Origin of the sequence: Pseudomonas sp. FP2196 (assembly GCF_030687715.1) — a bacterium.
Lineage (GTDB): Bacteria > Pseudomonadota > Gammaproteobacteria > Pseudomonadales > Pseudomonadaceae > Aquipseudomonas.
In genome coordinates this window covers 2,685,496-2,706,360 of the sequence record NZ_CP117445.1, presented here as the reverse complement: position 1 = coordinate 2,706,360, position 20,865 = coordinate 2,685,496, and the positions used below count along the sequence as shown (strand labels likewise).

The window sequence follows — 20,865 nt, the reverse complement described above, 5'->3', positions numbered from 1 at the left end:
GAAGCAATGGGATGGACTCCTCCTCACCTCGGCATCTTGAGTGCCAGACTGAAGGTGCGAACCACAGTCAACAGCGAGAAGGAGTCCACACATGAAGCTTATGCGAATTGGGGTCGACCTGGCCAAGAACGTGTTTCAGATCCACGGTGTGGATTGCCATGAGAAGCCGGTCTGGCGGCAGCGGCTACCACGTGATCGTTGGCTGCAAACGGTGCTGGAAAAAGTCGAACCTGGTTGTGAGATCGGAATGGAGAGTTGCGGTGGGGCCCATCATTGGGCGCGGCAACTCGAAGCTCGCGGATTCCGAGTCAAGCTAGTCGCTCCCCAGTTCGTTAAACCTTATGTCAAAAGCAACAAGAACGACGCGAACGATGCCGAGGCGATCTGTGAAGCGATGAGCCGTCCCAGCATGCGCTTCGTCGCCATCAAGACGATCGAACAACAGGATATCCAGGCAACGCATCGCATCCGGGCCGGCTTAATCGAACAGCGCACGGCCAAAGCCAATCAGATCCGTGGGCTGGTCGCCGAGTACGGCCTCGTTGCACCGAAGGAATTACTGATGCTGCGTCGGGCGATACCGTGCTGGCTGGAAGATGCGGATAACGGTTTGACGGCTCGCTTTCGTTGTCTGCTGGATGGTTTGTGGGGCGACCTTTGCACACTGGATAAGCGCGTGGGTGAACTCAATAACGAGCTATCCGCAATCGCGGCAAGCGCGCCACCTGCCGTCCGCTTGCAGCAATTACGCGGTGTTGGCCCCATGATCGCCACAGCGCTCATCGTCGCTCTCGGTGATGCCCGTCAGTTTGCCAATGGCCGACAGTTTGCCGCCTCGCTGGGACTGACACCGAGGCAACACAGTTCTGGTGGTAAGGATCGACTGCTCGGTATCAGCAAGCGCGGTGATGCGTATCTGCGAACATTGATGGTGCATGGTGCACGCTCGGCGCTACGCACAGCCAAATCCAAAGAGGATCGACTCAGCCAGTGGGCCGTTCGTTTAGCCGAGCGATCGCATCCCAATGTGGCCGCTATTGCGCTGGCCAACAAAACTGCACGCATGGCTTGGGCGATGCTGCGTTACGGCACTGATTACCAACCGGATCAGGCAGCGGCCTGATTTATTTACCCGACGTGCTCTACGAGAGAAACAACTCTTAACCACGATTGCGAAGCAACCCTAACGATGGCAAACCGGTCGAACCGGCGTCGGCAAAACCCTCAAATGTCCAGGTGCGCAAAGCACGTAGAAGCGATTGGGAGCTGGCGCGCGAATAGCCCATCATGGCCCTGCATCGAAACGATGCTGTATCCAGAGGCCGAATATACGTGTGCAGTCGGCACGGGTGCCAAAGCGAGGGGGCTTGCAATGAGGAGGAGTCCATATACGGCCATTCGTGATGGGCAATTTCCGGTCACAAGCAGATTCTCCAACCTAAGACTAACTTGCTTATTCCCTGCATGGTCACATAGTAATATCGGCACTTCATTCGTGACATCGGTGCAGAAATGCCAGCAGAAATAATGCAACAGGATGGGCTGATGCTGAGCATCACTCCGTGTAGCAGCCGGATGGGCTGCATCGTCGTTCGACTCACGGGCACTGATCTGCACGCGGAAATTACAACGGAATGGTTCTCCTCTGCAGATCATCAGCCTCGACTCGACGGATTCTTAGCATCGGTTGGGCAACTTGAGGAGGGGGTCTCTAAAGAGTGGCTTTCTGAAAGCGAAGATTTTGCACTCTCGGCCTGCCTGGATCCTCATTTCCCGGGTTTGGTGTTCTTGCGCGTCTACTTGGGTTCAACGTCAGATGACGATTGCGACTGGCAAATAAATGGGTCCTTGTTGGTCCTCCCTAGCCAGGTTGAGCGCTTTGCAAAAGACCTGTCCGCAATTTGATGGTTCGGTCGGATGCAAGTCTGTGGCCCGCAGATGTGCAAAGTGGCGTGTCGGCGTGCTAGCGGCCAGAAACAACCATGCAGAATCGTGCATTCGCAGCCATTTCATGGCCAGAAATCGAAAATAACCTACGGAAATAAAACATGGATTTGGTTCAGATCACACCTGCGGCATAGCCGTTTCATGCCTGTCGTAACAGGTTGAAAAGTATCGGTCCGGCGAAGTCATCTAGCCACTCTGCGAACAAAGATATCCTTTGCATTCAAAATTAGGCGGACACCGTCGCATTAAGCGATGGCGTTAGAAAGATGTACTGCCCAGACGGTTACGCAGCAGTAATGGAAGCTCGGTAATGTCACAGGAAGACGTGTGTCCATCTGGCATCCATCATTCGCAAATCAGCACCCACCTCACTACAATCTCGGCAGATTGACCAACCCAAAGGTGAGCCGTGGAATTCAAACGGGACAGATTCAACGGCGTCATTGTCAACGCCGCTTCGCTGCCAGACGACCCGCAAGCGTTGCGTTGCGCCGTCGACGCGTTAGTCGCCCTCATCGAGCACGAGCGCCTGGCTCTGGCCTGGGTCACACTGCCGATCAGCAACGCTCAAGGCATTCCGATCTTCACCGCCGCCGGTTTCTCCTTCCATAGCTGTCTGACCGATCAACTGACCCTGGTGCGCCGCCCATTCGAGCAGGCATTCGTCCCATTCATACCCACCCATACCGTAGGGGCGGGCGCCATCGTCATTAACGACGCAGGGGAACTCCTCGTCATAAGGGAGCGAGGTACCACCGGGTTCAAGCTACCGGGGGGGCATGTAGACGCCGCCGAGCGAATTCAGGATTCGATCGAGCGCGAGGTGCTGGAGGAGACAGGGATCGTATCGAAGTGCGAATCCATCGTGGCGTTTACCACCAAACACCCCTACCAATTTGGCAAATCGAACATTCACTTTATCTGCCGAATGACAGCCTTGACGCAGCGTATCAACGTACTGGACACCGCCGAGATCGAAGAAGCTAAATGGGTAGCGCTGCAAGCCTACCTGGCAGACTCTGGCAACAGCCTGTCCAACCGGCAGCTGGTCAGCGATGTAGCGTTCAGCCAAGGGCTCGTCTGCACCGAGTATTCCGCCAACATCGGGCTTCACAAAAAACAAGAGATTTTCACGGCGGCTTGCTGATCAATCGAAAAGCCGCTCTAGGCATGGGTCCAAGCATCACGTCTTGTGTGATTAAACCGGCTGCTAAATATGCGGAAGCAATTGGTCGACCTTGAATGACGCAGTCGAGCAGCCCAGAGAAGTTTTCGAGGCGCGTGTTCGTGCCACGTAGAGTGACTAGGACAAAGCGATCGTACTGGGGGTTGAAAGGGTCGGCTTTCTTGAAGTCTTCCCAGAAATCTCCAACAGCTTACTTGCACTCATCGTCGGCAGCACTGATCGTGAGGCTGCGCTTCACTTGCCCAACAAGTTTTGCAGGTGTTTCACCTTCCCGCTCGCAGACGACGAGGAAGTCATCTGTATTGAAGCCGAGATGCTCTGTCTAAAAATGGACCTCTGCAACACCTCTATCAGACAGTATCGGCGGGATGCTGCGGACGAGCAGTTGCGCCAGCCAATACGCCTGAACATGCTGCTCGAAGTAAACGCCTGCGCCCCCGGTGGCAGCTGGACTTGAAACTCGCTCCTCGTTTCGACTATCCATAGTGTCCACCTAATATGTTCTCTGTCTTCCTAATCGAGGGGGCAACTGCGTTCATGGCCTGCCTCAATGACAACATCATGCAAGCGCTCGCACGGCCCGCGCTACGTTCGAACTGACCAAGAATAACAAGAATGTAGGAATATCATTAGTTTGATGGAGGGCTACTGAGTGCCCGCTTTTGGTTTCTGCCTGTCGTGACCGGCTGAAACCGACCCATAGCAGACGTTGCCGCGCGTCGAATGTAGAAGGCTCAGCTTCTATACTTCAGCGCCTCCACCAATGCAGAAAAGGCGGGAGACGCCTGGCGTCTGTTGGGGTAATACAAATGGTAACCCTGAAACTCAGGGCACCAGTCGGCCAAGACTTCTTTGAGTCGGCCGTCGGCCAGATATGGTGCTACCAATTCCTCTGGTACGTAGGCCAAGCCAACACCATCAACGGCGGCATTGAGTACATGCATGATGCTGTTGAAAACAAGTTGTCCATCTGCCTTGACGGTAAAAGCCTGGCCATTCCTTTCAAATTCCCATGCGTAGATCGCCCCTGATGGTCTGTGTCGGATATTCACGCAGTCATGCCCGGTCAACTCATGAGGGGTTGTTGGTGCCGGGTTGCGTTCGAAATATTCAGGAGAGCCCACCACAGCCAAGCGCCAATCCGGCCCTATGCGAACGGCGATCATGTCTTTGCTGATCGATTCGCCCAAGCGAATGCCAGCATCAAATCGCTCCTCGACCACGTTGGTGAATCCATAGTCGACGTAGAACTCCAGTGTGATATCCGGGTAGCTCTTCAGGAAGCTTGCGAGCATCGGCCGAATGCACAACTCAATCTGATCATCAGTACAGGAAATACGAATCGTGCCACTGGGCTTGTCCCGCAGCTCGCCCAGCGCTTCAAGTTCGGCGGTGATCTGATCAAAAAGCGGAGCGATCGAGCGCATCAATCTTTCTCCCGCCTCTGTGGGCGACACATTGCGTGTCGTGCGGGCCAGCAGTCGTATCCCCAGTCTTTGTTCAAGTGCCCGGATCGTATGACTCAGCGCAGAAGGAGTAATGCCCAGTTTGGCGGCGGCTTTCGTAAAGCTTTGATCTCGCGCCACCGCCAGAAAAGCTTGGAGATCGTTGACTTTGGTATTGGCCATTGCTGAGTTTTTCTCAAAACTACATGAAGATTACGCCTACTAATCAAGATACCTCTAATCCGTCAAGCTCTGTCACCTATCTGGAACGGAGTACTGATGATGAGCGAGACACCTGTAACCCTCCTTGAAGCTGCAGAAGCCTTGGACTCTCCAGGGCTTGATCGGCGCGCATTCGTAAAGGCCACCGGCGTCAGCATTGCGGCTCTGGGCGTCCTTTCAGTCGCAGGCGGTTCTGCCTTGGCAGCTGACTCGAAAAGCGCTGTCAGCCCGTCGGAAGGCGCCGACAATTTTTACAAAAGCGACAAGGTCACCGTGCAAAAGGTGACCTTCAAGAACTCATACAATCTTCAAATTGTGGGCAATCTTGTAACGCCCAAAAATCTGGCTAGAAACGCTAAAGCGCCTGCAATTATCGTCGGTCATCCCATGGGGGCAGTCAAAGAGCAAGGCTCCATGCTCTATGCACAAAAGCTGGCGGAACAAGGCTTCATCACGCTGGCGATTGACTTGCCTTTCTGGGGAGAGAGTGAGGGCCTGCCTCGTAACCAGGTTGCCCCCGAAATGTATGCAGACGCATTCAGTGCCGCCGTTGACTACCTGGGCACGCGGGACTTTATCGATCGCAACCGTATCGGCGTACTGGGTATCTGTGGCAGCGGTGGCTTTGCCATCAGTGCGGCCAAGATGGATCTGCGTTTGAAAGCCGTGGCCACCGTCAGCATGTACGACATGGGCGCCGTCACCCGTCATGGTCTGAGGCACTCAGTGACTGTCGAGCAACGCCAGGCCATGCTCGCCAAAGCCGCCGAGCAACGCTATGACGAGTTCTCTACCGGAACATTGCAATTTTTGAACTATCTGCCTGCGCAGCCTGGCAAGGAAACCGACCCGGTAACTCGCGAGTTTTGGGACTTCTATCGCACGCCACGCGGCATCCATATCCCTCATGGCAGTACGTTGGAACTGACGCAAAACCGCGCCTTGACCAGTGAAGTCAGGTTCGTGAATTTCTATCCATTCAACGATATCGAAACGATTTCCCCGCGTCCGCTGCTGTTCATATCTGGCGATCAGGCGCACTCCAGAGAGTTCAGCGAGGACGCCTACCAACGCGCCGCCGAACCTAAGGAACTGGCCTGGGTTCCCGGCGCGGGTCACGTGGATCTGTACGACCGCGTGAACTTGATTCCCTGGACCAAGCTCACCGCCTTTTTTACCCGGCACCTGACGGTGGTTGGCTAAAAGGCCAGTGCTTCAGCCAACAACTGTTTGATGAGAGGTTTTTGAATGACGGCTCAAGTATTCGACACCCCGGCAGGTGAGGCCCTCGGCACGCCGGGGACTGGGGAACTGCCGGCTTACTGGAGTGGCATCTTTGCGATGACACTGTGCGTATTCGCGCTGATCGCCTCGGAGTTCATGCCTGTCAGTTTGCTCACGCCGATTGCATCGGATCTGCAAATCAGTGAGGGACTGGCCGGGTATGGGATCGCCATCTCCGGCGCCTTCGCGGTACTGACAAGCCTTTCGATTTCCAGGCTGGCGGGTTCAATGGATCGCAAGATGCTGTTGCTTCTACTGACCGGGATTATGTGTGTGTCAGGGCTGGTGGTCGGTCTGGCGCCGAACTATACGGTGTACATGATTGGTCGTGCGCTGATAGGCGTGGTGATCGGCGGATTCTGGTCGATGTCGGCGGCAATGGCCATGCGCCTGGTACCTGCCCATAGCGTGCCCAAGGCTCTGGCAATCTTCAACGGCGGCAATGCTTTGGCAACCGTAGTGGCCGCACCATTGGGAAGCTATCTGGGGAGTGTCATCGGTTGGCGGGGTGCTTTTTTCTGCCTTATTCCGGTAGCGATCATCGCGTTGATCTGGCAGTGGATCAGCCTGCCAGCCATGACGGCGGCGCCGCGCAAACCGGGCGCTGGCAATGTCTTCCGATTGTTTAAGAGCCCATTGGTCAGTTTCGGCATGTTGAGTGTGGGCATTTTTTTCATGGGGCAGTTTGTATTGTTCACCTATCTGCGCCCGTTCCTGGAAACCGTCACTGGTGTAGATGTCTCCATGTTGTCGATGATCCTGCTGGTCATCGGCGTGGCGGGTTTTGTCGGGACCATTCTGATCGGCACTTTCCTGAAAACCGGAATGTACCGCGTCCTGGTCTGCATTCCACTCTTGATGGCCGCCATTGCACTGTCCTTGATTGTCCTTGGCGGCGGAGTCGTGGCAGCTTTTGTACTGCTTGGGCTGTGGGGCCTGATCGCGACGGCGGCACCTGTGGGGTGGTGGTCGTGGATGGCCAAGGCGTTGCCCAAGGATGCTGAAGCCGGTGGCGGCCTGATGGTGGCAGTCATTCAGCTATCCATTGCGCTGGGCTCCACCCTCGGCGGGCTGCTGTTCGACGGGAGCGGCTATCGCATGACATTTCTAGCAAGCTCTATCTTGCTGGTACTCGCGGCAGTGACGGCCTTTTTCACATCGCGAAACCAGGTTTAATAGAAGGCAGATTTGAGTAAGGCAGGCAACTGGGGAGTGTCATTAATTTTGTGTTCGGGCATAACATGCTGCAGAGGTGCATGTATGCCAACCAAAAAGAAACCGGCCCGTGAGGCCAAGCGTGACCTTCCGTCCATTCCAAAAGAGCTGATCGACCAGTTCCTCAGTGAGTCGATGAGTGCCGAAGCTATTCAGGATGCTGCGATGGCGTTCAAAAAGGCGCTTATCGAACGTGCCCTTGGTGCCGAGTTAGGACTTCATCTTGGCTATCCTCAGGGCGCGGAGCGCCCTGAGGATTCGAGTAACCAGCGTAACGGCAAGAGCGGAAAAACCGTGCTGACCGATGACGGCCCGTTGCGCCTGGATATTCCCAGAGACCGCGACGGCAGTTTTTCTCCGATTTTGATCCCCAAACATGAGCGCCGTTTTACCGGCTTTGATGACAAGATCATTGCCATGTATGCCCGCGGCATGAGCGTTCGCGAGATTCGTGCCTTTCTCTCGGAGCAGTACGCAACAGACGTCTCCCATGACTTCATCAGCACCGTTACCGACGCTGTTCTGGAGGAAGTCAGTACGTGGCAGCAACGGCCACTCGAACCTATGTACCCGGTCATTTTCTTCGATGCGCTGCGGGTTAAAATCCGTGATGAAGGCGTGGTTCGCAACAAGGCGATTTACCTGGCTCTGGCGTACTACCGGACGGCACTCGAGATATTCTGGGCATCTGGATTGAGAACACAGAGGGCGCCAAATTCTGGATGAAAGTCTTCAATGACTCAAAACCCGGGGGTCGAAGATGTCCTGATCGCGGTAACGGACGGTCTCAAAGGCATGCCTGAAGCCTTGAGTGCAGTGTTCCCTCAGACGGCGTTGCAGACAGCATCGTGCACCTGATCCGCAACAGCCTGATTACGCAGCATGGACAAGCGTCGTGAGCTGGCCAAGGCCTGAAACCGATTTATCAAGCACTCAACGCTGACGTCGCCGAGCAAGCTCTGGATGCCTTCGAATCGGGCCCTTGGGGCAAGCAATATCCAACGGTGGTTGCAGCCTGGCGACGCGCCTGGGATCGAGTCATCCCGTTCTTTGTGTTCCCGCCAGCCATACGAAAGGTGATCTACACCACCAATGCCATCGAGAGTATCAACTCGCAGCTGCGCAAGATCATCAAGACAAGAGGCCACTTTCCAACCGATGAAGCCGCGACAAAACTGATCTGGCTGGCACTGCAAAACATCACCGCCAACTGGGGCAGTGCAGCCCATGACTGGAAAAACGCTATGAATCAGTTTGCGGTTTTGTACGGAGATCGATTCATCAGGTCAAACTGGTGAAATGAAGGCCTGCCTAACGGCAGGCCATTACCAGCCCGCACACAAAAAATCTGACACTCTCGGCAACTGTCCACAATTTGTCAGATCGGATTTGATCCAACGTCTGCTAATGGCCGAAAGCAGCCCCTTCAATTTGTACCCCCTTTCCCTTCACAGCCCTGTCACACCCAACTGCTACCCTCACACCGCCCAAACGCACACGCCCTCTCCAAAATCCTCCCAACCCAAGGAACCACCCAAAGTGTTCCCAACCCCACCCCGCCAAAAAATCATCCTCCGCTCCGAAAACCTCCACTGCGAAGACTTCGGCGTGCTCTTCTCCAAACTCTTCGGCAACCGCTATTCCGACACCCCGCCCCCACCACCCGACATCATCATCGGCGGCGTCTACGGTCGGCACGAAGGGGTCAGTTTTCGTCGTATGCATTACCACGGTGATTTCACCGTGACCTTCCCAGACCCGCAGGACGAAATTACTTTCGTCATCCCCACTGCGGGCAAGATCATCTTCCAACACACCACCGAGTCCGTCGGCATGACGCACATCGGTTTGGCCATCGACAAGGCTGACATTCGCTCGATGCACTTTCTCGACAATCACGCGCAGCACGGGATGTCGATTGGTCGGGGTCAGCTCACCGAGCGTTTGTCGGCGCTGTTGGGTAAGCCGATTTTGCAGAAGATCGTGTTTGAGCCGGTAGTGGATCTGAACACGGCGGGGTTTCAGGGGATCAAGGCGTTGATCGATTTGGCGACGGGGACTGAGTTTGATGTGTTGATCAACACCGGCACGTTGATGCCGTCGCGTCTGCGGGAGATGTTGATTGATGCGGTGCTGGAGGCCTGGCCGCACAATTTCACTGAGGCCTTGCGCCGCCCTGCTCCGTTGGTTGCGCCGCGGCATGTGAAGTTGGCGGTGGAGTTTATTCAGGCGCATCCGGAGCAGTTGGTGAGTGGTGTGGATCTGGCGCGGTTGAGTAATGTCAGTCAGCGGGCGTTGCAGGAGGGGTTTCGCCGGTTTGTCGGGACGTCGATTGTGGCGTATCAGCGGCAGGTGCGGTTGGAGCGGGCTTATGCGGCGCTGGCACAGCGGCATTCGGGGTCGGTGACGGAGGTGGCGTTGCGGTTTGGGTTTAGTAATGTGGGGCGGTTCTGCCAGTATTTTCAGAAGGCTTATGGGGTCAGTCCTGCGCAGTTGATCGGTCGGCGTTGAGCGTTACTCGGGAATATTGATCTGCGACAAGTTTGCTGGCGGGCGGCGGGGGTAAGCTGTTTTTGCTGAAGAATCAGCCGTGCAGCCGCACGTCACGGGCCGTGGGCCAAGGTGGCGTCAAATGAACAAAAAACGCATTGTCTGGGGGAGTATTCTCCTGGGCCTTCCGTGTGTCTTGCTTCCCGTACTTTTGATGGGCTACGTCGCCTGGGTATTGAACCTCGCTGCGGCGCAGCAACGTCTGGAAGCACTGGCCGTCGTGGCCTCGAATCGCGCCAATAACACTTTCAATGAGGCGGCAGGCGTGCTGAAGAACATCGCTGCGTCCGAGCTCGCCCCTTGCACCCCGGAGAGCATCGATGAAATGCGCCTGCTGACCATCAACACGTTCTCGGTGAAGTCGATCGGCTATGTTGAGGAAGAGGTTTATGCCTGCGGTTCGTGGGGGACGGTGGGACACCGGGTGACGCCGTGGAAGGAAGATTTCACCACCGCTGACGGGGTGCGTGTGTCGCTTGGCGTTCAGGCGCGGATTGTTCCGGCAAAGCCGATGATGGCGCTGCAATATGCTGCGTTCAATGTGCTGGTCGACCCTGAGCAGTTTTTGCAGGTGATGGTCGAGGATGATGTGCATCTGATGATCGGCACGGCCGCCGGGCAACTGGTCGGTGTGTCGCGGCCTGGGGCGGAACGGTTCATGAGTCGGGTGCACTTGGGCTCGGCCACGGCGCTGGAGGACGGCTATCTCTATACGCTGGTGCACAGCGGCGACTGGGTGGCGATTGCCGCCGTGTCACGCCATGAGTTGCTGCAAGGGCTGATCCGCAGGGAGATGCTGTTGTTGCCGATAGGTGGGCTGCTCGCCGGCATGTTGGTGTTGATGCTCGTCAGGCGGACCCGGCAGCGCTTTACGCCGCTGGCGGAACTTGAGCTGGCGGTGCGCAATCACGAGTTCATCGTCCACTATCAGCCGATCATTGATTTGCACGATGGCGCCTGCGTCGGGGCCGAAGCGCTGTTACGCTGGCTGCGTCCGGACGGCAGTCTGGTGCCGCCAGACGCGTTTATTCCATTGGCGGAGCAGAGTGGTTTGATTCTGCCGATCACGGATCAGATCATCGACCATGTGCTGGAGGATCTGGGGCCGCTCCTGGTGCAGCAGCGTGATCTGCATGTGGCGATCAATCTGGCGGCGGCGGATGTCAGCAGCGGGCGTTTTCTGCCCCGGTTGCAAGCAGCAATACGCAAGGCTGATGTGTGGCCGAGTCAGATCTGGCTGGAGGCGACCGAGCGCGGTTTTCTGCAGATTGATGCGGCGCGGCAGACCGTTAATCGGGCTCGCGAGTTGGGCTTTATGGCGGCCATCGACGATTTCGGCACCGGTTTTTCCAGCCTGCAACATCTGCAACAGTTGCCATTGGATGTGTTGAAGATCGACAAGTCGTTTGTAGACAGCATCGACGTCGATCCGACGGCGTCTTCGGTGACGGCGCATATCATCGAAATGGCCAAGAGTCTGCGCTTGAAACTGGTGGCCGAGGGCATAGAGACCGAGGCGCAACGGGAGTATTTGCGTGGTCATGGCGTTCACTTCGGGCAGGGTTGGCTGTTTGCCAGACCGATGCCCGTCGCGCAATTTTATGGGTTCCTGCACAAGCATTCGAATGCCCAAGCGCCAGTCGGGCAAGCACTTGAATGCCTGTGAATGCGGCGTTTTTTAGAACTGGTAACTGGCCTTCAGGCTACCGGCAAAGCCGTGGCTGTCGCCTCCTCCGCTGGCACCCACCTCAGCACCCACACTCACTGGACCAAGGCTGGCCATAAGGTTGACGCCGCCGCTGAACTGATCGCGGTTGTCGAAAGCGGCGCGTTGTTCGATATCCAGGCCCAGTAAGTGACCTTCGCTGTCGACCTGATGATCGCCAAGCACATGCTCATAACCGACGCGCGCACCCGGCACGAGTTGCCAGTGACCCATGACGATCGGGGCGAAGGACACGTCGAGATTGGCCACGGCGCTGCGGCGGGTTTGTTTGCTGTCATCAACATCCAACGACAGTTCGCTGCCCTTCTCTTGGAAGCCTTTCAGATCGAGGTGGCTGACGCGCAGGCCGAGGCTCGGTTCCAGAATCATGCCGCTGACTGGCACTCGGTAACCCAGCGCCAATGTCGCGCCAGTGAGGTTGCCGTGGGTGTCGCCCTTCGCTGTGCCGAGGCCGCCACCGAGGTCGCGTTTGCTGTCGTAATCGACATAACCGGCGCTGGCGCTGGTATCGACGAACAGGCCGCGTTCCAGGCTGGTGAAGCCGTAGCGAGCGCCGATGTTGAAGAAGGTGAAGTCGGTATCCGTTTCGCCACCGGCCCCACCGACAGTGCCTTTGCTGTAACCGATACCACCGCGTGCGCTGAGTTGCTCGGTGAAGCGCTGGGTAATGCCAACCATCAGGCCTTGGCTGTGTTCGTTGCTGCTGTCGGCGTGGGCTGAGCCGTCGGTACCGAGGTAGCCGGCGAGCGCGGTGGTCCAGAGGCGGTATTGGCCGACTTTGAGGTCGGTGCCGCTGGCGAAAGGTGCGGTGGCTTGTTCGATCATTGCGTTCTGGCGCAGCAGGTAGCTGGCGGCATCGGCGTGGACCTGGCCGCCGACCGTGGATTGGACTCCGCTGAGGGTGCCGGCGTCGATGGCCGATTGCAGGTAATAATTGTAAGCGCTGTAGGTGCCGGACAGGCTGGTGTTCTGCAACTGTCGCAACAACTCGGCGCCGGCAGCGGCGTTGCCGATCAGGCCGGCCTGACCCGGCAGGCTGTTGTATTCCACCAGTTTTCCGCGCAGGACGTAGATGGTTTCCTGCGACAGGCCCAGGCCTTGTTTGAGGTAGTTGTCCATGCTGCCGTATTCGGCGGTGACTTCATCGAGGCCGGCCTGCAAGTAGCTGGCCTGCACGCCGAGCAGCGGCGCATAGATGCTTGCCATACTTGCCGGCATTGCTTTCAACGTGGCGGCGACGCGGGCGGCGGTGTAGTCGTTGGTCGCCAGGTAGTTGGCCATGATGGTTGCATCGTCGACGCCGGCGATGCTCTGCAACACGGCGGCGGTCCAGCCGGTGCGATCCTTGCCGGCAGTGCAGTGGAACAACTGCGCGGCGTCGACACTGGCAAGTTCGTTGAACAGCTTGCCGAACTGGCCGCGCATGCCCGCATCGCTGACGAACGCGCGGTTGGTCTGCTCCATCATGGCGATGGCGTCGGCGGCGCTTTTGAACGAGACCGTAGTGATGTTTGCGCCGGAAGTGGTGCTGCCGATGATGTCGATGTTTTCGTAGGTCGCGCCGGTGAGCATGGTGTCCGGCGTGGCGGCGATTTCGCTAGGCGTGCGCAGGTCGTAGACGACTTTGATGCCGAGGCTGTTGAGGGTCGCCAGATCCGCTGCCGACGGGGTCAGCGCGTTGGAGCGGTAGAACACGCCACTACGCATCGTCCCGTCGTGGGCGGTGGAATACGCGGTGGTGAGGCCGGCGATGTCACGAAAATTGTCGATGCTGCTCAGGCGCGGCGTGTCGAGCGGGACAGACTCGGCAGCGTGGACAGCGGCGATGGACAGGCTCAGAACGGACAGCGAACACAGAAGACGTTGAAACACAGTGCAGCCTCATGGAATAAGCGTTGGGCTGGTGACTATGTGCAATGAAGTGATAAGGAATATGACAGATTAAGTTTGAGTGAAAATGGCTGCGCGATTGGGCCATGGGGTGCGCAATCTGTCCATTAACGGCGACTTCAGCGATTTCCCGCCGGCGCTGATGTTGGCCGATGAACTTGATCCGCTACGAGACGATACCCTGAAAATGCGCAGTGGCAGTCAGCAGCGCCGAAACCAGGTGGCAAAAAAGCCCGGCGGTTGAGGCCGGGCTTTCGCCTTGTATTGCGGTCAAACATTGCATTCAGACTGCACGGCGTTCGAGCAAACGATCAGCACCACCTTCGGCTACCCGATTGTCTTTCAGGTGATCCGAACCATCAGCGGCAATGGCGTCACTGAACAGCGGATCGGTTTCAGTTGCCGCAACGGCATCGCTGAACAATGGGTCGGTTTCAGTTGCGGCAAAAGCGTTCAGTGCAAAGATCGAGAAAGCGATGCCGAGGATGGTTTGACGTTTCATGGCGGTGTGCTCCAGAAGTGCAGTGAGTGGGTATGGAGCCGATCTTACGCCGCAAATCTGATATGAAAACCTGATTGAGTTAATGGCTGTTATTGACACAGTCAATGATACCGCCAATCAAAAAAAATCAGGTCAGGACGCTGTTCGACTCATCCTTGTTCGCCGGTAGAAAAAGCCGGCCCCTCAATGTGATAGACCGTGGGCTCCTGCGAAAAGTATTCCTCCAGGCCCAACATGAATATCCGATGGTCTTCGCTCGCTTCAAACCCTGGGGTGTGATCTTCCAGTGTTTGCCATTGCACGATCAGGTTGAATTGATGGGGGGTTTCGATCCCCTGAGCGAGCGTGTGACCGATATACCCCTTTGCGCGGCAGAGCAAAGGAGCGACTGCGGCAAATGCACGCTTGAAGGTTTCAATGTGCTCCTGGTGAACCGGGAGCACAGCGATTTCATAAATCATGGTTTTTCTCCACATTGAGCTTCAACAGTCAAGAATGCGCATTGAGCAGATGAGCCTATGGCGCGACGGCAATTGCGATTTTTCCCTGGAGACCGTTGTTGCGACTCTCCAGCCGCGCATGAGCAAGCGGAATGTCGGCAAGCGAATACACAGCACCAACATGCGGCCGTAGCTGACCGCGCTCCACCAATGCGCTCAACTCATCCAGCTTGCCGCGATTTTGCCGGGTAAACACGAAGTGATAACTGGCGTTCTTGCCCCAGGCCTGAACGAGGTTTTGTGGCTGGGCAATGTCCACAATCGAGACCACCCGGCCAAGTTGCGCGAGAACATCGGGGCTGCGCGACAATGTGTTGCCACCAATGGTGTCGAACACCACATCGACGCCGTAGCCAGCCGTTTCCCGCAGGATGACCTCGACGTAATCTTCCTTTTCGTAGTCGATAATCACGTCGGCACCCAAACCCCGTGCAAACTCGAAGTTTGCCTCGCGTACGGTAGTGAACACCTTGGCGCCCATGGCTTTTGCCAGCTGTATCGCGACATGACCGACGCCGCCCGCACCGCCGTGCACCAGAATGCTTTCCCCCACTCTGAGCGCCGCTCGCACAATCAGTGCTTCCCACGCCGTCCCGCCAACCAGCGTCAGGCTCGCAGCCTCAAGATGGCTCAGCGAAGGCGGCTTTTTGCCGATGATGCTTTCGGCCGCAACGTGGTATTCGGCATAACTGCCTGAGCCTTCAAATATTTGCGGGGTGTACCAGACTTCGTCTCCCGGAACGAAAGCCGTCACCCCCGGACCGACAGCTTCAACAACCCCGGACACGTCGTGCCCGGTGATGGCCGGCAGTGGCACCAGATCGGGATAATCACCACGTCTAACCTGGAAATCCAACGGATTGATGGAGGTTGCATGTACCCGAACCAAGACCTGTCCTGCCTGCGGCACTGGTTTGGGCACATCGCAAAGTTCGAACGATTCCGGACCGCCAAATGATTTCAGTATCAGCGCTTTCACTGTAAATCCTCATTTCGACAAAAAGGGATATCGAGATTTATCGATATCATTGGGCAAAAAAACTACAGGTCCTTCCCTATGATCTCGGCAAGCACACGGAGGGTGGCTTCATTGCGTTTGTAGTAAGTCCACTGTCCGATGCGCGTGACTTCAACCAGTCCTACTCGTTGCAGCGTTGCAAGATAAGACGACACCGTCGACTGCGAAAGTCCGACGCCTTCTTGAATACTGCTGACGCAAACGCCCACCGTGTGAACGTCCCCTTCATCCTGTGGAGGGAAGTTCTTCTCGGGGTCCTTCAAACCGGTCAAGATTTCAAGACGGGTACGGTTTGAGAGTGCTTTAAATATGTCGAGTAAGTCCATGGCGCGAGGATATCGATATTTTTCGATATGTCAATACGAAAAACATTCTCACCCGTTATGGTGTTAAGGCGTGAGCGTCTGCAGTGTGGGAGACGTCCATTGATTTCTTCTCCGGGACCACAAAACTCACTGTCGTGCTGGTGAGTATTTTGTGAGTCGGATCAGCTACTTCAAGAAGAACCCTGTGAGCGCCGGGCGTCAGTCCCACCAGAATAATCGGGCCGTCGCTGGTATGTGCCCATGTGCCCTTCCAGTCGTCGACGGTCACATGGAGGTGCCCGAGACGCGGTGAAACATCGGCAGCCGCTTTGCCAAATACCGGCATGATCCTGGCGTGATCCGCTTGATATTGAATAATGACAACACCACGGGCGAGTGGCTCGACAAGCGGCGGGTAGGCAATGAGTTTGGGCGCAGTCTCAGAGTCCAATGGCAGTATTGCCGGTGGGGAAACGGCATCTGCTATCCCTTCTGCGCATACAGCGGTGCAAAAGAAGGCGCTCAATGCCAAGGCCAATAGATTTCCGGAAGCGAGGGGCATGGGTTTTTCTCCCGCGTTATTTCATTCAAGCCTAGTTCAAACCAATGGTTGCTGTTGCCCCTCGCTGCCTAGAGCGATGCCAAGGCGCGAATGTGGCTCAGCTATCCTTCACTTCAGAAATGCCAGGCCGAGCAGCTGATACCGTCATCATCAGATCAAGAAGAAGGAGCTTGTGTGATCCCGGAATATCGACTCCGCATCTACTGTGTCATCTGCGCCCTGTTGTGCCTGCTTTGCGCATGGGCGGTAGCCGAGCAGTTGAACGACGCACTGAATATTGGACAGTTCGATTCAATGACGGGGCGTAGGCCGCACAAAATCAAAGAACACCTTGTTTTCGACGAGCAGCCATGGCGCTTCAGCTTGTATCTGCTGCGCGACATCGCGTTATTCATTGCATCCGGCGGCGCTGGACTGGCCTTCTCGTGGGGTGCTCTGCGGGGACGGCGGTCGTTCAAGCGCTTGCGCTCAAAGTTCTAGCGCCTCTTTAAAAAAGCACTCACTCTTCATCAGTTTTTTTGCGGGGGCGCAAACCGGATGAGGCAGTGAAACCACGTCGGCAACGATGTCGGCGCCCGTGACAAAAGACACTTCTGGGTTGGCAAGGAACGCCACCACACTGGCAATTTCCGTGGACTGACCATAACGGCCAAGCGCAATGCCAGGCTTAACGATGTCGCTTCTTCCATCGATCAACAATCGGCCAAAAGCGGACGCCAAACCTGCCACGCGGTTATGATCTCCAACATCCGGCCTCCATGGACTCACGCTGATGCCCAGTTCAAAAACCCGCCCTACCCCCGCGCCACTGCTCAAGCCAGGCGAGACCGTGGTGCTGTTCGACGGCTTTTGCAAGCTGTGCAATGGCTGGGCGCGGTTTCTGATTCGGCATGATCATCAGCGGCGTGTGCGCTTGGCGGCAGTTCAGTCACCCGAAGGCCAGGCGCTGCTGGCCTGGGCGGGGTTGCCGGTGGATCAGTTCGACACCATGGCGGTGATTCGCGACCGGCATTATTGGGAACGTTCCGATGCCTTTTTCAAAGTCATCGGCCAGTTATCCGCCCGTTGGCAGCCCTTGCGATTGCTGCGTGTCGTCCCGCGCAGGTTGCGCGATTGGGCTTATGACCGCATCGCGCTGAACCGTTATCGGCTGTTCGGCAAGTACGATACGTGCCTGCTGCCGAATCCCGATCATCACCAGCGCTTCTTGAAAATGACTGTGCCGACTGCTGCTAAAGCAGAAAACTGACCAGTTGAACCGGCGTCATCTTCGTCACCATCATCAACACAATCACAAACATCCCGGCAAAGCCGGCGACACCCATCCAGAACCACTTTCTGTACACGGCTCGATAATCTTCATTGAGCCCCGTCCCGGCCTCCCCCGCACTCGTTGCCATCACCCACAAGCGTTTCTGCAAGAGCAACACCGGCAGCCACAGCGACCCGACACAAAGGAAAATGACCAGCGAGGTCAGCACCCACTCAGTGGTCATGGGCAGACCCGAGAGCTTCATCAACAGATAGCCCGTGATGATCTGTACAAAGCCTGCCGGTGTGGTGATCCACGCATCGAAACGCACGACCATACGCGCGACATGGGCGATCACCTGCGGGTTGGCCGTGCGGCTCGCGGCGACCAGATAGAGGTAGGACCCCATGCCGAAACCGAACAGGAAAATCGCCGCGATGATGTGCAGGTACTTGAGGCCCAGATAGAGCATGCTCAGTGCTGCCCGTCAGAGAAATGCACGGACAAACTCAGATTGTCCGGATCATTGATTGCGGCCAGGTATTCGTCGACGCTGACTTCACCCACGCAAGGCCGGGCACCGGGTTGCGGCACGTAGCCTTGGGCCATTTTTGCCACCAGCGCCACAGCCGCGCAGCTTGGGATTTCCGGGCCTTTGTCATTGAGTGCGGTCAGTTGCGCAGTCATGGATAGCGGTTGCCCTTCAACGCCAAGCCCCTGAACGTCGATGTACATCGCACTTTTGCCATCGCCGAAACGTTCGAAGCGGGTGCCCAGCCGATGCAGTCTTGCGGCCCAAACGGTATGGTCGCGAACCCGTCCGGTCTTCAGCGCCTGCGCCAACAGAGCGTTGGCGATACCGCCCAGCTTCAACCCGGCGCCAGCCTTGAACCTCAGGGTTTGCGCGCCATAGCGGCCGGCAAAAATATCCATGTCTGGCACATCGACGTTGGCCAACAAACGGGTGCCCAGTTGCGGCATCTTGCGCAGGGTCAGATCCTGCCAACCCGATACCTCATGCACCTTACCGTCCTTCAGTTGTTTGATCGGTTTGCCTGCGTAGGCCAGAACACCTTCAATCGTCGACAGCCCCGGCATCTTCGCCGAAGAAGAAATGCCGTGTTCGATCGAGTCGATCCGTGCGAAGCGATGACGCTGCTGATCGATGATCGCCGATGAAAGTGTCGGCACCGAACTGCAACCACTGAGGATCGCCACGCCCGCCGCTTTCGCCCGGGCATCGAGAACGCCCACGGCATTGACGAAGGTTCGGCAGTCCGCCAGATCGCAATAATTCACCCCGGCAGCGATGCAGCTTTCGGCGACTGCATAGGATTGGCCCTGAAACGGCCCGCCGGTATGAACCACCAACTGGATGTTCAATGAACGCAAAACCGAGCTGAACTCCGCTCCCATGGCATCACCGCACCAGCCTTGGGCGACCGTGCCGGGCTGGCGGTTCAACTCATCGAGCTTGCGCTGCAACTTTTGCGCATCACGCCCCGAGAGCAAAAGTTCCACACCCGGCATGACCGCCAAATGCCTGCAAACGATGCTACCGAAATTGCCGTAGCCACCGACCACCATCACCCTGAACGGCATTTAACGCTTCCCTAAATGACAGGCTGTTCTCAGCCAATTCCGACACGGACCTACCGGCGTTAAGAATATAGAGCCGAGCGCCAGCAAGCCACTCAACAAATCCAAGGCGCCTGTGCGGTCACGTCAGATCGAGACTTGCTCAAGAAAGATCAGCTGCAACGGCTCAGCGAGCAGATCATTCGCCGCTGCTGCAAAGCGCTGGAAGTACGGCGTGGCGAAATGCGCGTCCAGCGCCGCTTGGTCCTTGAACGCCTCACGCATGTAGAACGTGCCGCGCTCGTCACGCAGTTCAAACAACACATAGTCGAGATTGCCTGGCTCTGCCCGGGTGGGGTCAACCAGTGCCAACAACCCGTCTTTCAATGCTTGCTCCTGACCCGTTTTGGCCTTGAGCACGGCAATCGAAACCAACACTTCAGCGGATGCAGTCATCATCAATTCTCCAAGATCCGAAACAGGTATCAACGGGTAGGTGCGGGCGCCGCATCGATTTTCAGGCGTAGCAGGCTGTAGGGTTTTTGCCGCTGATCCTGACCATCGCGAAACGCCGCTTGGCGGTGTAACTGGTTCGCGATGAAATACAGGTAACCGTCGGGGCCGATCGATAAGGTGTCGGGCCAGAGCAGACGCGGGTCGTGCACCAACGTCTGCCATTGGCCATCCGGCAGGCGCTTGCGGATCGCGTTGTGCTCGTAGTCCCCGGCATAGACAGCGCCTTCGGCATCCGCTGCCATGCCATCGGATGCGCCTTTCTCGCCCAGATCCTGCACAGCGGCGGCCAGTTGCTGTTCACTTACGCCGGTATCGCGCAGCAGCGCTGTGGATACGGCATACAAATGCCGGCTCGATAGCGGCGTGAAATACAGCGTCTTGCCATCCGCCGACAGCGCAATCCCATCGGATGCCACGCCTAGCGGTTTGCGTTTGCCGTCAGGACCTTCGACCGTCACTGCCAAGCCTTCAACCACCGGTACAAAAGCCGGATCAACCGAGGTTGCCGGGACGCCGCTCAAGCGGCGCATGGCACGGCCAGTGGCAATGTCCATGACGATGATCGCCCCGGGGCCGCGCAAGGATGAGTCAGTGAGATAGACCGTGCCTTCGGCGCCGGTGCGAAAGTCGAAACGCATGTCGTTGACGTAGGTACTGGGCAACATGACGTTCTCTGGAAATACCAGGCGCTTGACGACTTTGTTGCTGGCAAGGTCTACCGCCACCAGCTTCGCGCCAAGCGGCTTCGGCTCAGCGAAGCCCGGCGCGGCCGTGTCGAGAAGCCAGACGCGGCCCTGCCCGTCAGCAACCACACTCTGTACGCTGATCAGACCATCGCTCGGATCGTTGGGGTTTTCCCGGTTGATCGCGGCATTCGGATAAGCCACGACCTGGCCGTTGCGGATCTCGCCCACGGTGAACGGTACGTTGTCACCCCAACGCGGAAAGTTGACGAAGATCCGCCCGGTCTCGCTGACCGTTACGCCGGTTGGCATCGCGTCGTAAAACCCATGGACCTGTTCCAGTTTGCCGAAGGATCGATCAGCGGGTGCATCCGCCGCTAAAGGAATGACGCTGATCGCATGAGCGAACGGCGTCGCCAACACAGCGGCCGAGACCATGGCCAACAGGACGGGAAGTTTTTTCATACGCATACGTGCTCCTGGC

22 protein-coding genes and 1 pseudogene are annotated in these 20,865 nt (G+C 57.0%); 11 read left to right on the top strand and 12 right to left on the bottom strand.

The window, feature by feature from the left end; genetic code table 11:
* Positions 1–91: 91 nt before the first annotated feature.
* From PSH79_RS12240 to PSH79_RS12230, 3 genes are all read left to right on the top strand, one after another.
* Positions 92–1,123 carry an IS110 family transposase gene (locus PSH79_RS12240; RefSeq protein WP_288912375.1) on the top strand — a complete coding sequence of 344 codons (1,032 nt, stop codon included), beginning with the start codon at positions 92–94 and terminating at the stop codon, positions 1,121–1,123.
* Between the two features lie 422 nt (positions 1,124–1,545).
* Positions 1,546–1,905, top strand: a complete 360-nt coding sequence (locus PSH79_RS12235; RefSeq protein ID WP_305443207.1) for a hypothetical protein — start codon at positions 1,546–1,548, stop codon at positions 1,903–1,905.
* Between the two features lie 451 nt (positions 1,906–2,356).
* Positions 2,357–3,094 (top strand): NUDIX domain-containing protein, encoded by a 738-nt coding sequence (locus tag PSH79_RS12230; RefSeq protein WP_305443205.1) that lies wholly within the window; start codon positions 2,357–2,359, stop codon positions 3,092–3,094.
* A 773-nt stretch (positions 3,095–3,867) separates the two neighbouring features.
* Here the strand turns inward: PSH79_RS12230 and PSH79_RS12225 are convergent.
* On the bottom strand, positions 3,868–4,761 hold the full coding sequence (locus PSH79_RS12225; protein ID WP_305443203.1) for a LysR family transcriptional regulator: 894 nt from the start codon (positions 4,759–4,761) through the stop codon (positions 3,868–3,870).
* A 96-nt stretch (positions 4,762–4,857) separates the two neighbouring features.
* On the opposite strand from PSH79_RS12225, the gene PSH79_RS12220 reads away from it, so the two are divergent.
* The 5 genes and pseudogenes from PSH79_RS12220 to PSH79_RS12195 all read left to right on the top strand — a co-directional run bounded on the left by PSH79_RS12220 (position 4,858) and on the right by PSH79_RS12195 (position 11,515).
* Entirely contained in the window at positions 4,858–6,003 is a 1,146-nt protein-coding gene (locus PSH79_RS12220; RefSeq protein WP_305443201.1) for an alpha/beta hydrolase, read from the top strand.
* Positions 6,004–6,048: 45 nt separating this feature from the next.
* Complete coding sequence (locus PSH79_RS12215) at positions 6,049–7,260, top strand: MFS transporter (RefSeq protein ID WP_305443199.1); 1,212 nt, start codon at positions 6,049–6,051, stop codon at positions 7,258–7,260.
* Between the two features lie 84 nt (positions 7,261–7,344).
* Positions 7,345–8,597 (top strand): annotated as a pseudogene (locus PSH79_RS28155) (IS256 family transposase).
* Positions 8,598–8,838: 241 nt separating this feature from the next.
* Positions 8,839–9,810 (top strand): AraC family transcriptional regulator, encoded by a 972-nt coding sequence (locus PSH79_RS12200; RefSeq protein WP_305443197.1) that lies wholly within the window; start codon positions 8,839–8,841, stop codon positions 9,808–9,810.
* A gap of 121 nt (positions 9,811–9,931) precedes the next feature.
* Positions 9,932–11,515 (top strand): EAL domain-containing protein, encoded by a 1,584-nt coding sequence (locus tag PSH79_RS12195; protein ID WP_305443195.1) that lies wholly within the window; start codon positions 9,932–9,934, stop codon positions 11,513–11,515.
* A gap of 12 nt (positions 11,516–11,527) precedes the next feature.
* On the opposite strand, the gene PSH79_RS12190 is transcribed toward PSH79_RS12195, so the two are convergent.
* Positions 11,528–13,447 carry a tyrosine-protein phosphatase gene (locus PSH79_RS12190; RefSeq protein WP_305443193.1) on the bottom strand — a complete coding sequence of 640 codons (1,920 nt, stop codon included), beginning with the start codon at positions 13,445–13,447 and terminating at the stop codon, positions 11,528–11,530.
* Between the two features lie 85 nt (positions 13,448–13,532).
* Between PSH79_RS12190 and PSH79_RS12185 the strand changes: the two genes are divergently transcribed.
* On the top strand, positions 13,533–13,709 hold the full coding sequence (locus PSH79_RS12185) for a hypothetical protein (RefSeq protein WP_305443192.1): 177 nt from the start codon (positions 13,533–13,535) through the stop codon (positions 13,707–13,709).
* 39 nt (positions 13,710–13,748) lie between these two features.
* On the opposite strand, the gene PSH79_RS12180 is transcribed toward PSH79_RS12185, so the two are convergent.
* The 5 genes from PSH79_RS12180 to PSH79_RS12160 all read right to left on the bottom strand — a co-directional run bounded on the left by PSH79_RS12180 (position 13,749) and on the right by PSH79_RS12160 (position 16,352).
* Positions 13,749–13,967, bottom strand: a complete 219-nt coding sequence (locus tag PSH79_RS12180) for a hypothetical protein (protein WP_305443190.1) — start codon at positions 13,965–13,967, stop codon at positions 13,749–13,751.
* A 149-nt stretch (positions 13,968–14,116) separates the two neighbouring features.
* The gene (locus tag PSH79_RS12175; RefSeq protein ID WP_305443188.1) at positions 14,117–14,428 is read right to left on the bottom strand and encodes an antibiotic biosynthesis monooxygenase; all 312 of its coding nucleotides are present in this window, start codon (positions 14,426–14,428) and stop codon (positions 14,117–14,119) included.
* 55 nt (positions 14,429–14,483) lie between these two features.
* Positions 14,484–15,446 (bottom strand): zinc-dependent alcohol dehydrogenase family protein, encoded by a 963-nt coding sequence (locus tag PSH79_RS12170; RefSeq protein WP_305443186.1) that lies wholly within the window; start codon positions 15,444–15,446, stop codon positions 14,484–14,486.
* A 62-nt stretch (positions 15,447–15,508) separates the two neighbouring features.
* Entirely contained in the window at positions 15,509–15,811 is a 303-nt protein-coding gene (locus PSH79_RS12165; RefSeq protein WP_305443184.1) for a helix-turn-helix transcriptional regulator, read from the bottom strand.
* 55 nt (positions 15,812–15,866) lie between these two features.
* Positions 15,867–16,352 (bottom strand): DUF6130 family protein, encoded by a 486-nt coding sequence (locus tag PSH79_RS12160; RefSeq protein WP_305443182.1) that lies wholly within the window; start codon positions 16,350–16,352, stop codon positions 15,867–15,869.
* A gap of 90 nt (positions 16,353–16,442) precedes the next feature.
* Here PSH79_RS12160 and PSH79_RS12155 point away from each other — a divergent pair, with 90 nt between their 5' ends.
* Positions 16,443–16,832 (top strand): hypothetical protein, encoded by a 390-nt coding sequence (locus PSH79_RS12155; RefSeq protein ID WP_305443179.1) that lies wholly within the window; start codon positions 16,443–16,445, stop codon positions 16,830–16,832.
* Here PSH79_RS12155 and PSH79_RS12150 read toward each other — a convergent pair.
* Positions 16,821–17,081, bottom strand: a complete 261-nt coding sequence (locus PSH79_RS12150; protein WP_305443177.1) for an SDR family oxidoreductase — start codon at positions 17,079–17,081, stop codon at positions 16,821–16,823. The genes PSH79_RS12155 and PSH79_RS12150 overlap by 12 nt on opposite strands.
* 43 nt (positions 17,082–17,124) lie before the next feature.
* Between PSH79_RS12150 and PSH79_RS12145 the strand changes: the two genes are divergently transcribed.
* Positions 17,125–17,601 (top strand): thiol-disulfide oxidoreductase DCC family protein, encoded by a 477-nt coding sequence (locus PSH79_RS12145; RefSeq protein WP_305443175.1) that lies wholly within the window; start codon positions 17,125–17,127, stop codon positions 17,599–17,601.
* On the opposite strand, the gene PSH79_RS12140 is transcribed toward PSH79_RS12145, so the two are convergent.
* The 4 genes from PSH79_RS12140 to PSH79_RS12125 all read right to left on the bottom strand — a co-directional run bounded on the left by PSH79_RS12140 (position 17,585) and on the right by PSH79_RS12125 (position 20,852).
* A complete protein-coding gene (locus tag PSH79_RS12140) occupies positions 17,585–18,076 on the bottom strand; it encodes a DUF2269 domain-containing protein (RefSeq protein WP_305443173.1) in 492 nt (163 codons plus the stop codon). The genes PSH79_RS12145 and PSH79_RS12140 overlap by 17 nt on opposite strands.
* 2 nt (positions 18,077–18,078) lie before the next feature.
* Entirely contained in the window at positions 18,079–19,206 is a 1,128-nt protein-coding gene (locus tag PSH79_RS12135) for a saccharopine dehydrogenase family protein (protein WP_305443170.1), read from the bottom strand.
* Between the two features lie 123 nt (positions 19,207–19,329).
* Complete coding sequence (locus tag PSH79_RS12130; protein ID WP_305443929.1) at positions 19,330–19,638, bottom strand: putative quinol monooxygenase; 309 nt, start codon at positions 19,636–19,638, stop codon at positions 19,330–19,332.
* Positions 19,639–19,667: 29 nt separating this feature from the next.
* Positions 19,668–20,852, bottom strand: a complete 1,185-nt coding sequence (locus PSH79_RS12125; protein ID WP_305443169.1) for an L-dopachrome tautomerase-related protein — start codon at positions 20,850–20,852, stop codon at positions 19,668–19,670.
* Positions 20,853–20,865 lie beyond the last annotated feature (13 nt).

Bases quoted from the DNA above. Each gene is read 5' to 3' on its own strand.
- PSH79_RS12240 (WP_288912375.1), top strand. From the start codon at position 92: ATGAAGCTTATGCGAATTGGGGTCGACCTGGCCAAGAACGTGTTTCAG.
- PSH79_RS12235 (WP_305443207.1), top strand. From the start codon at position 1,546: ATGCTGAGCATCACTCCGTGTAGCAGCCGGATGGGCTGCATCGTCGTT.
- PSH79_RS12225 (WP_305443203.1), bottom strand. From the start codon at position 4,761: ATGGCCAATACCAAAGTCAACGATCTCCAAGCTTTTCTGGCGGTGGCG.
- PSH79_RS12220 (WP_305443201.1), top strand. From the start codon at position 4,858: ATGATGAGCGAGACACCTGTAACCCTCCTTGAAGCTGCAGAAGCCTTG.
- PSH79_RS12215 (WP_305443199.1), top strand. From the start codon at position 6,049: ATGACGGCTCAAGTATTCGACACCCCGGCAGGTGAGGCCCTCGGCACG.
- PSH79_RS12195 (WP_305443195.1), top strand. From the start codon at position 9,932: ATGAACAAAAAACGCATTGTCTGGGGGAGTATTCTCCTGGGCCTTCCG.
- PSH79_RS12185 (WP_305443192.1), top strand. From the start codon at position 13,533: ATGGCTGCGCGATTGGGCCATGGGGTGCGCAATCTGTCCATTAACGGC.
- PSH79_RS12180 (WP_305443190.1), bottom strand. From the start codon at position 13,967: ATGAAACGTCAAACCATCCTCGGCATCGCTTTCTCGATCTTTGCACTG.
- PSH79_RS12175 (WP_305443188.1), bottom strand. From the start codon at position 14,428: ATGATTTATGAAATCGCTGTGCTCCCGGTTCACCAGGAGCACATTGAA.
- PSH79_RS12165 (WP_305443184.1), bottom strand. From the start codon at position 15,811: ATGGACTTACTCGACATATTTAAAGCACTCTCAAACCGTACCCGTCTT.
- PSH79_RS12160 (WP_305443182.1), bottom strand. From the start codon at position 16,352: ATGCCCCTCGCTTCCGGAAATCTATTGGCCTTGGCATTGAGCGCCTTC.
- PSH79_RS12155 (WP_305443179.1), top strand. From the start codon at position 16,443: ATGTGGCTCAGCTATCCTTCACTTCAGAAATGCCAGGCCGAGCAGCTG.
- PSH79_RS12145 (WP_305443175.1), top strand. From the start codon at position 17,125: ATGCCCAGTTCAAAAACCCGCCCTACCCCCGCGCCACTGCTCAAGCCA.
- PSH79_RS12140 (WP_305443173.1), bottom strand. From the start codon at position 18,076: ATGCTCTATCTGGGCCTCAAGTACCTGCACATCATCGCGGCGATTTTC.
- PSH79_RS12135 (WP_305443170.1), bottom strand. From the start codon at position 19,206: ATGCCGTTCAGGGTGATGGTGGTCGGTGGCTACGGCAATTTCGGTAGC.
- PSH79_RS12130 (WP_305443929.1), bottom strand. From the start codon at position 19,638: ATGACTGCATCCGCTGAAGTGTTGGTTTCGATTGCCGTGCTCAAGGCC.
- PSH79_RS12125 (WP_305443169.1), bottom strand. From the start codon at position 20,852: ATGCGTATGAAAAAACTTCCCGTCCTGTTGGCCATGGTCTCGGCCGCT.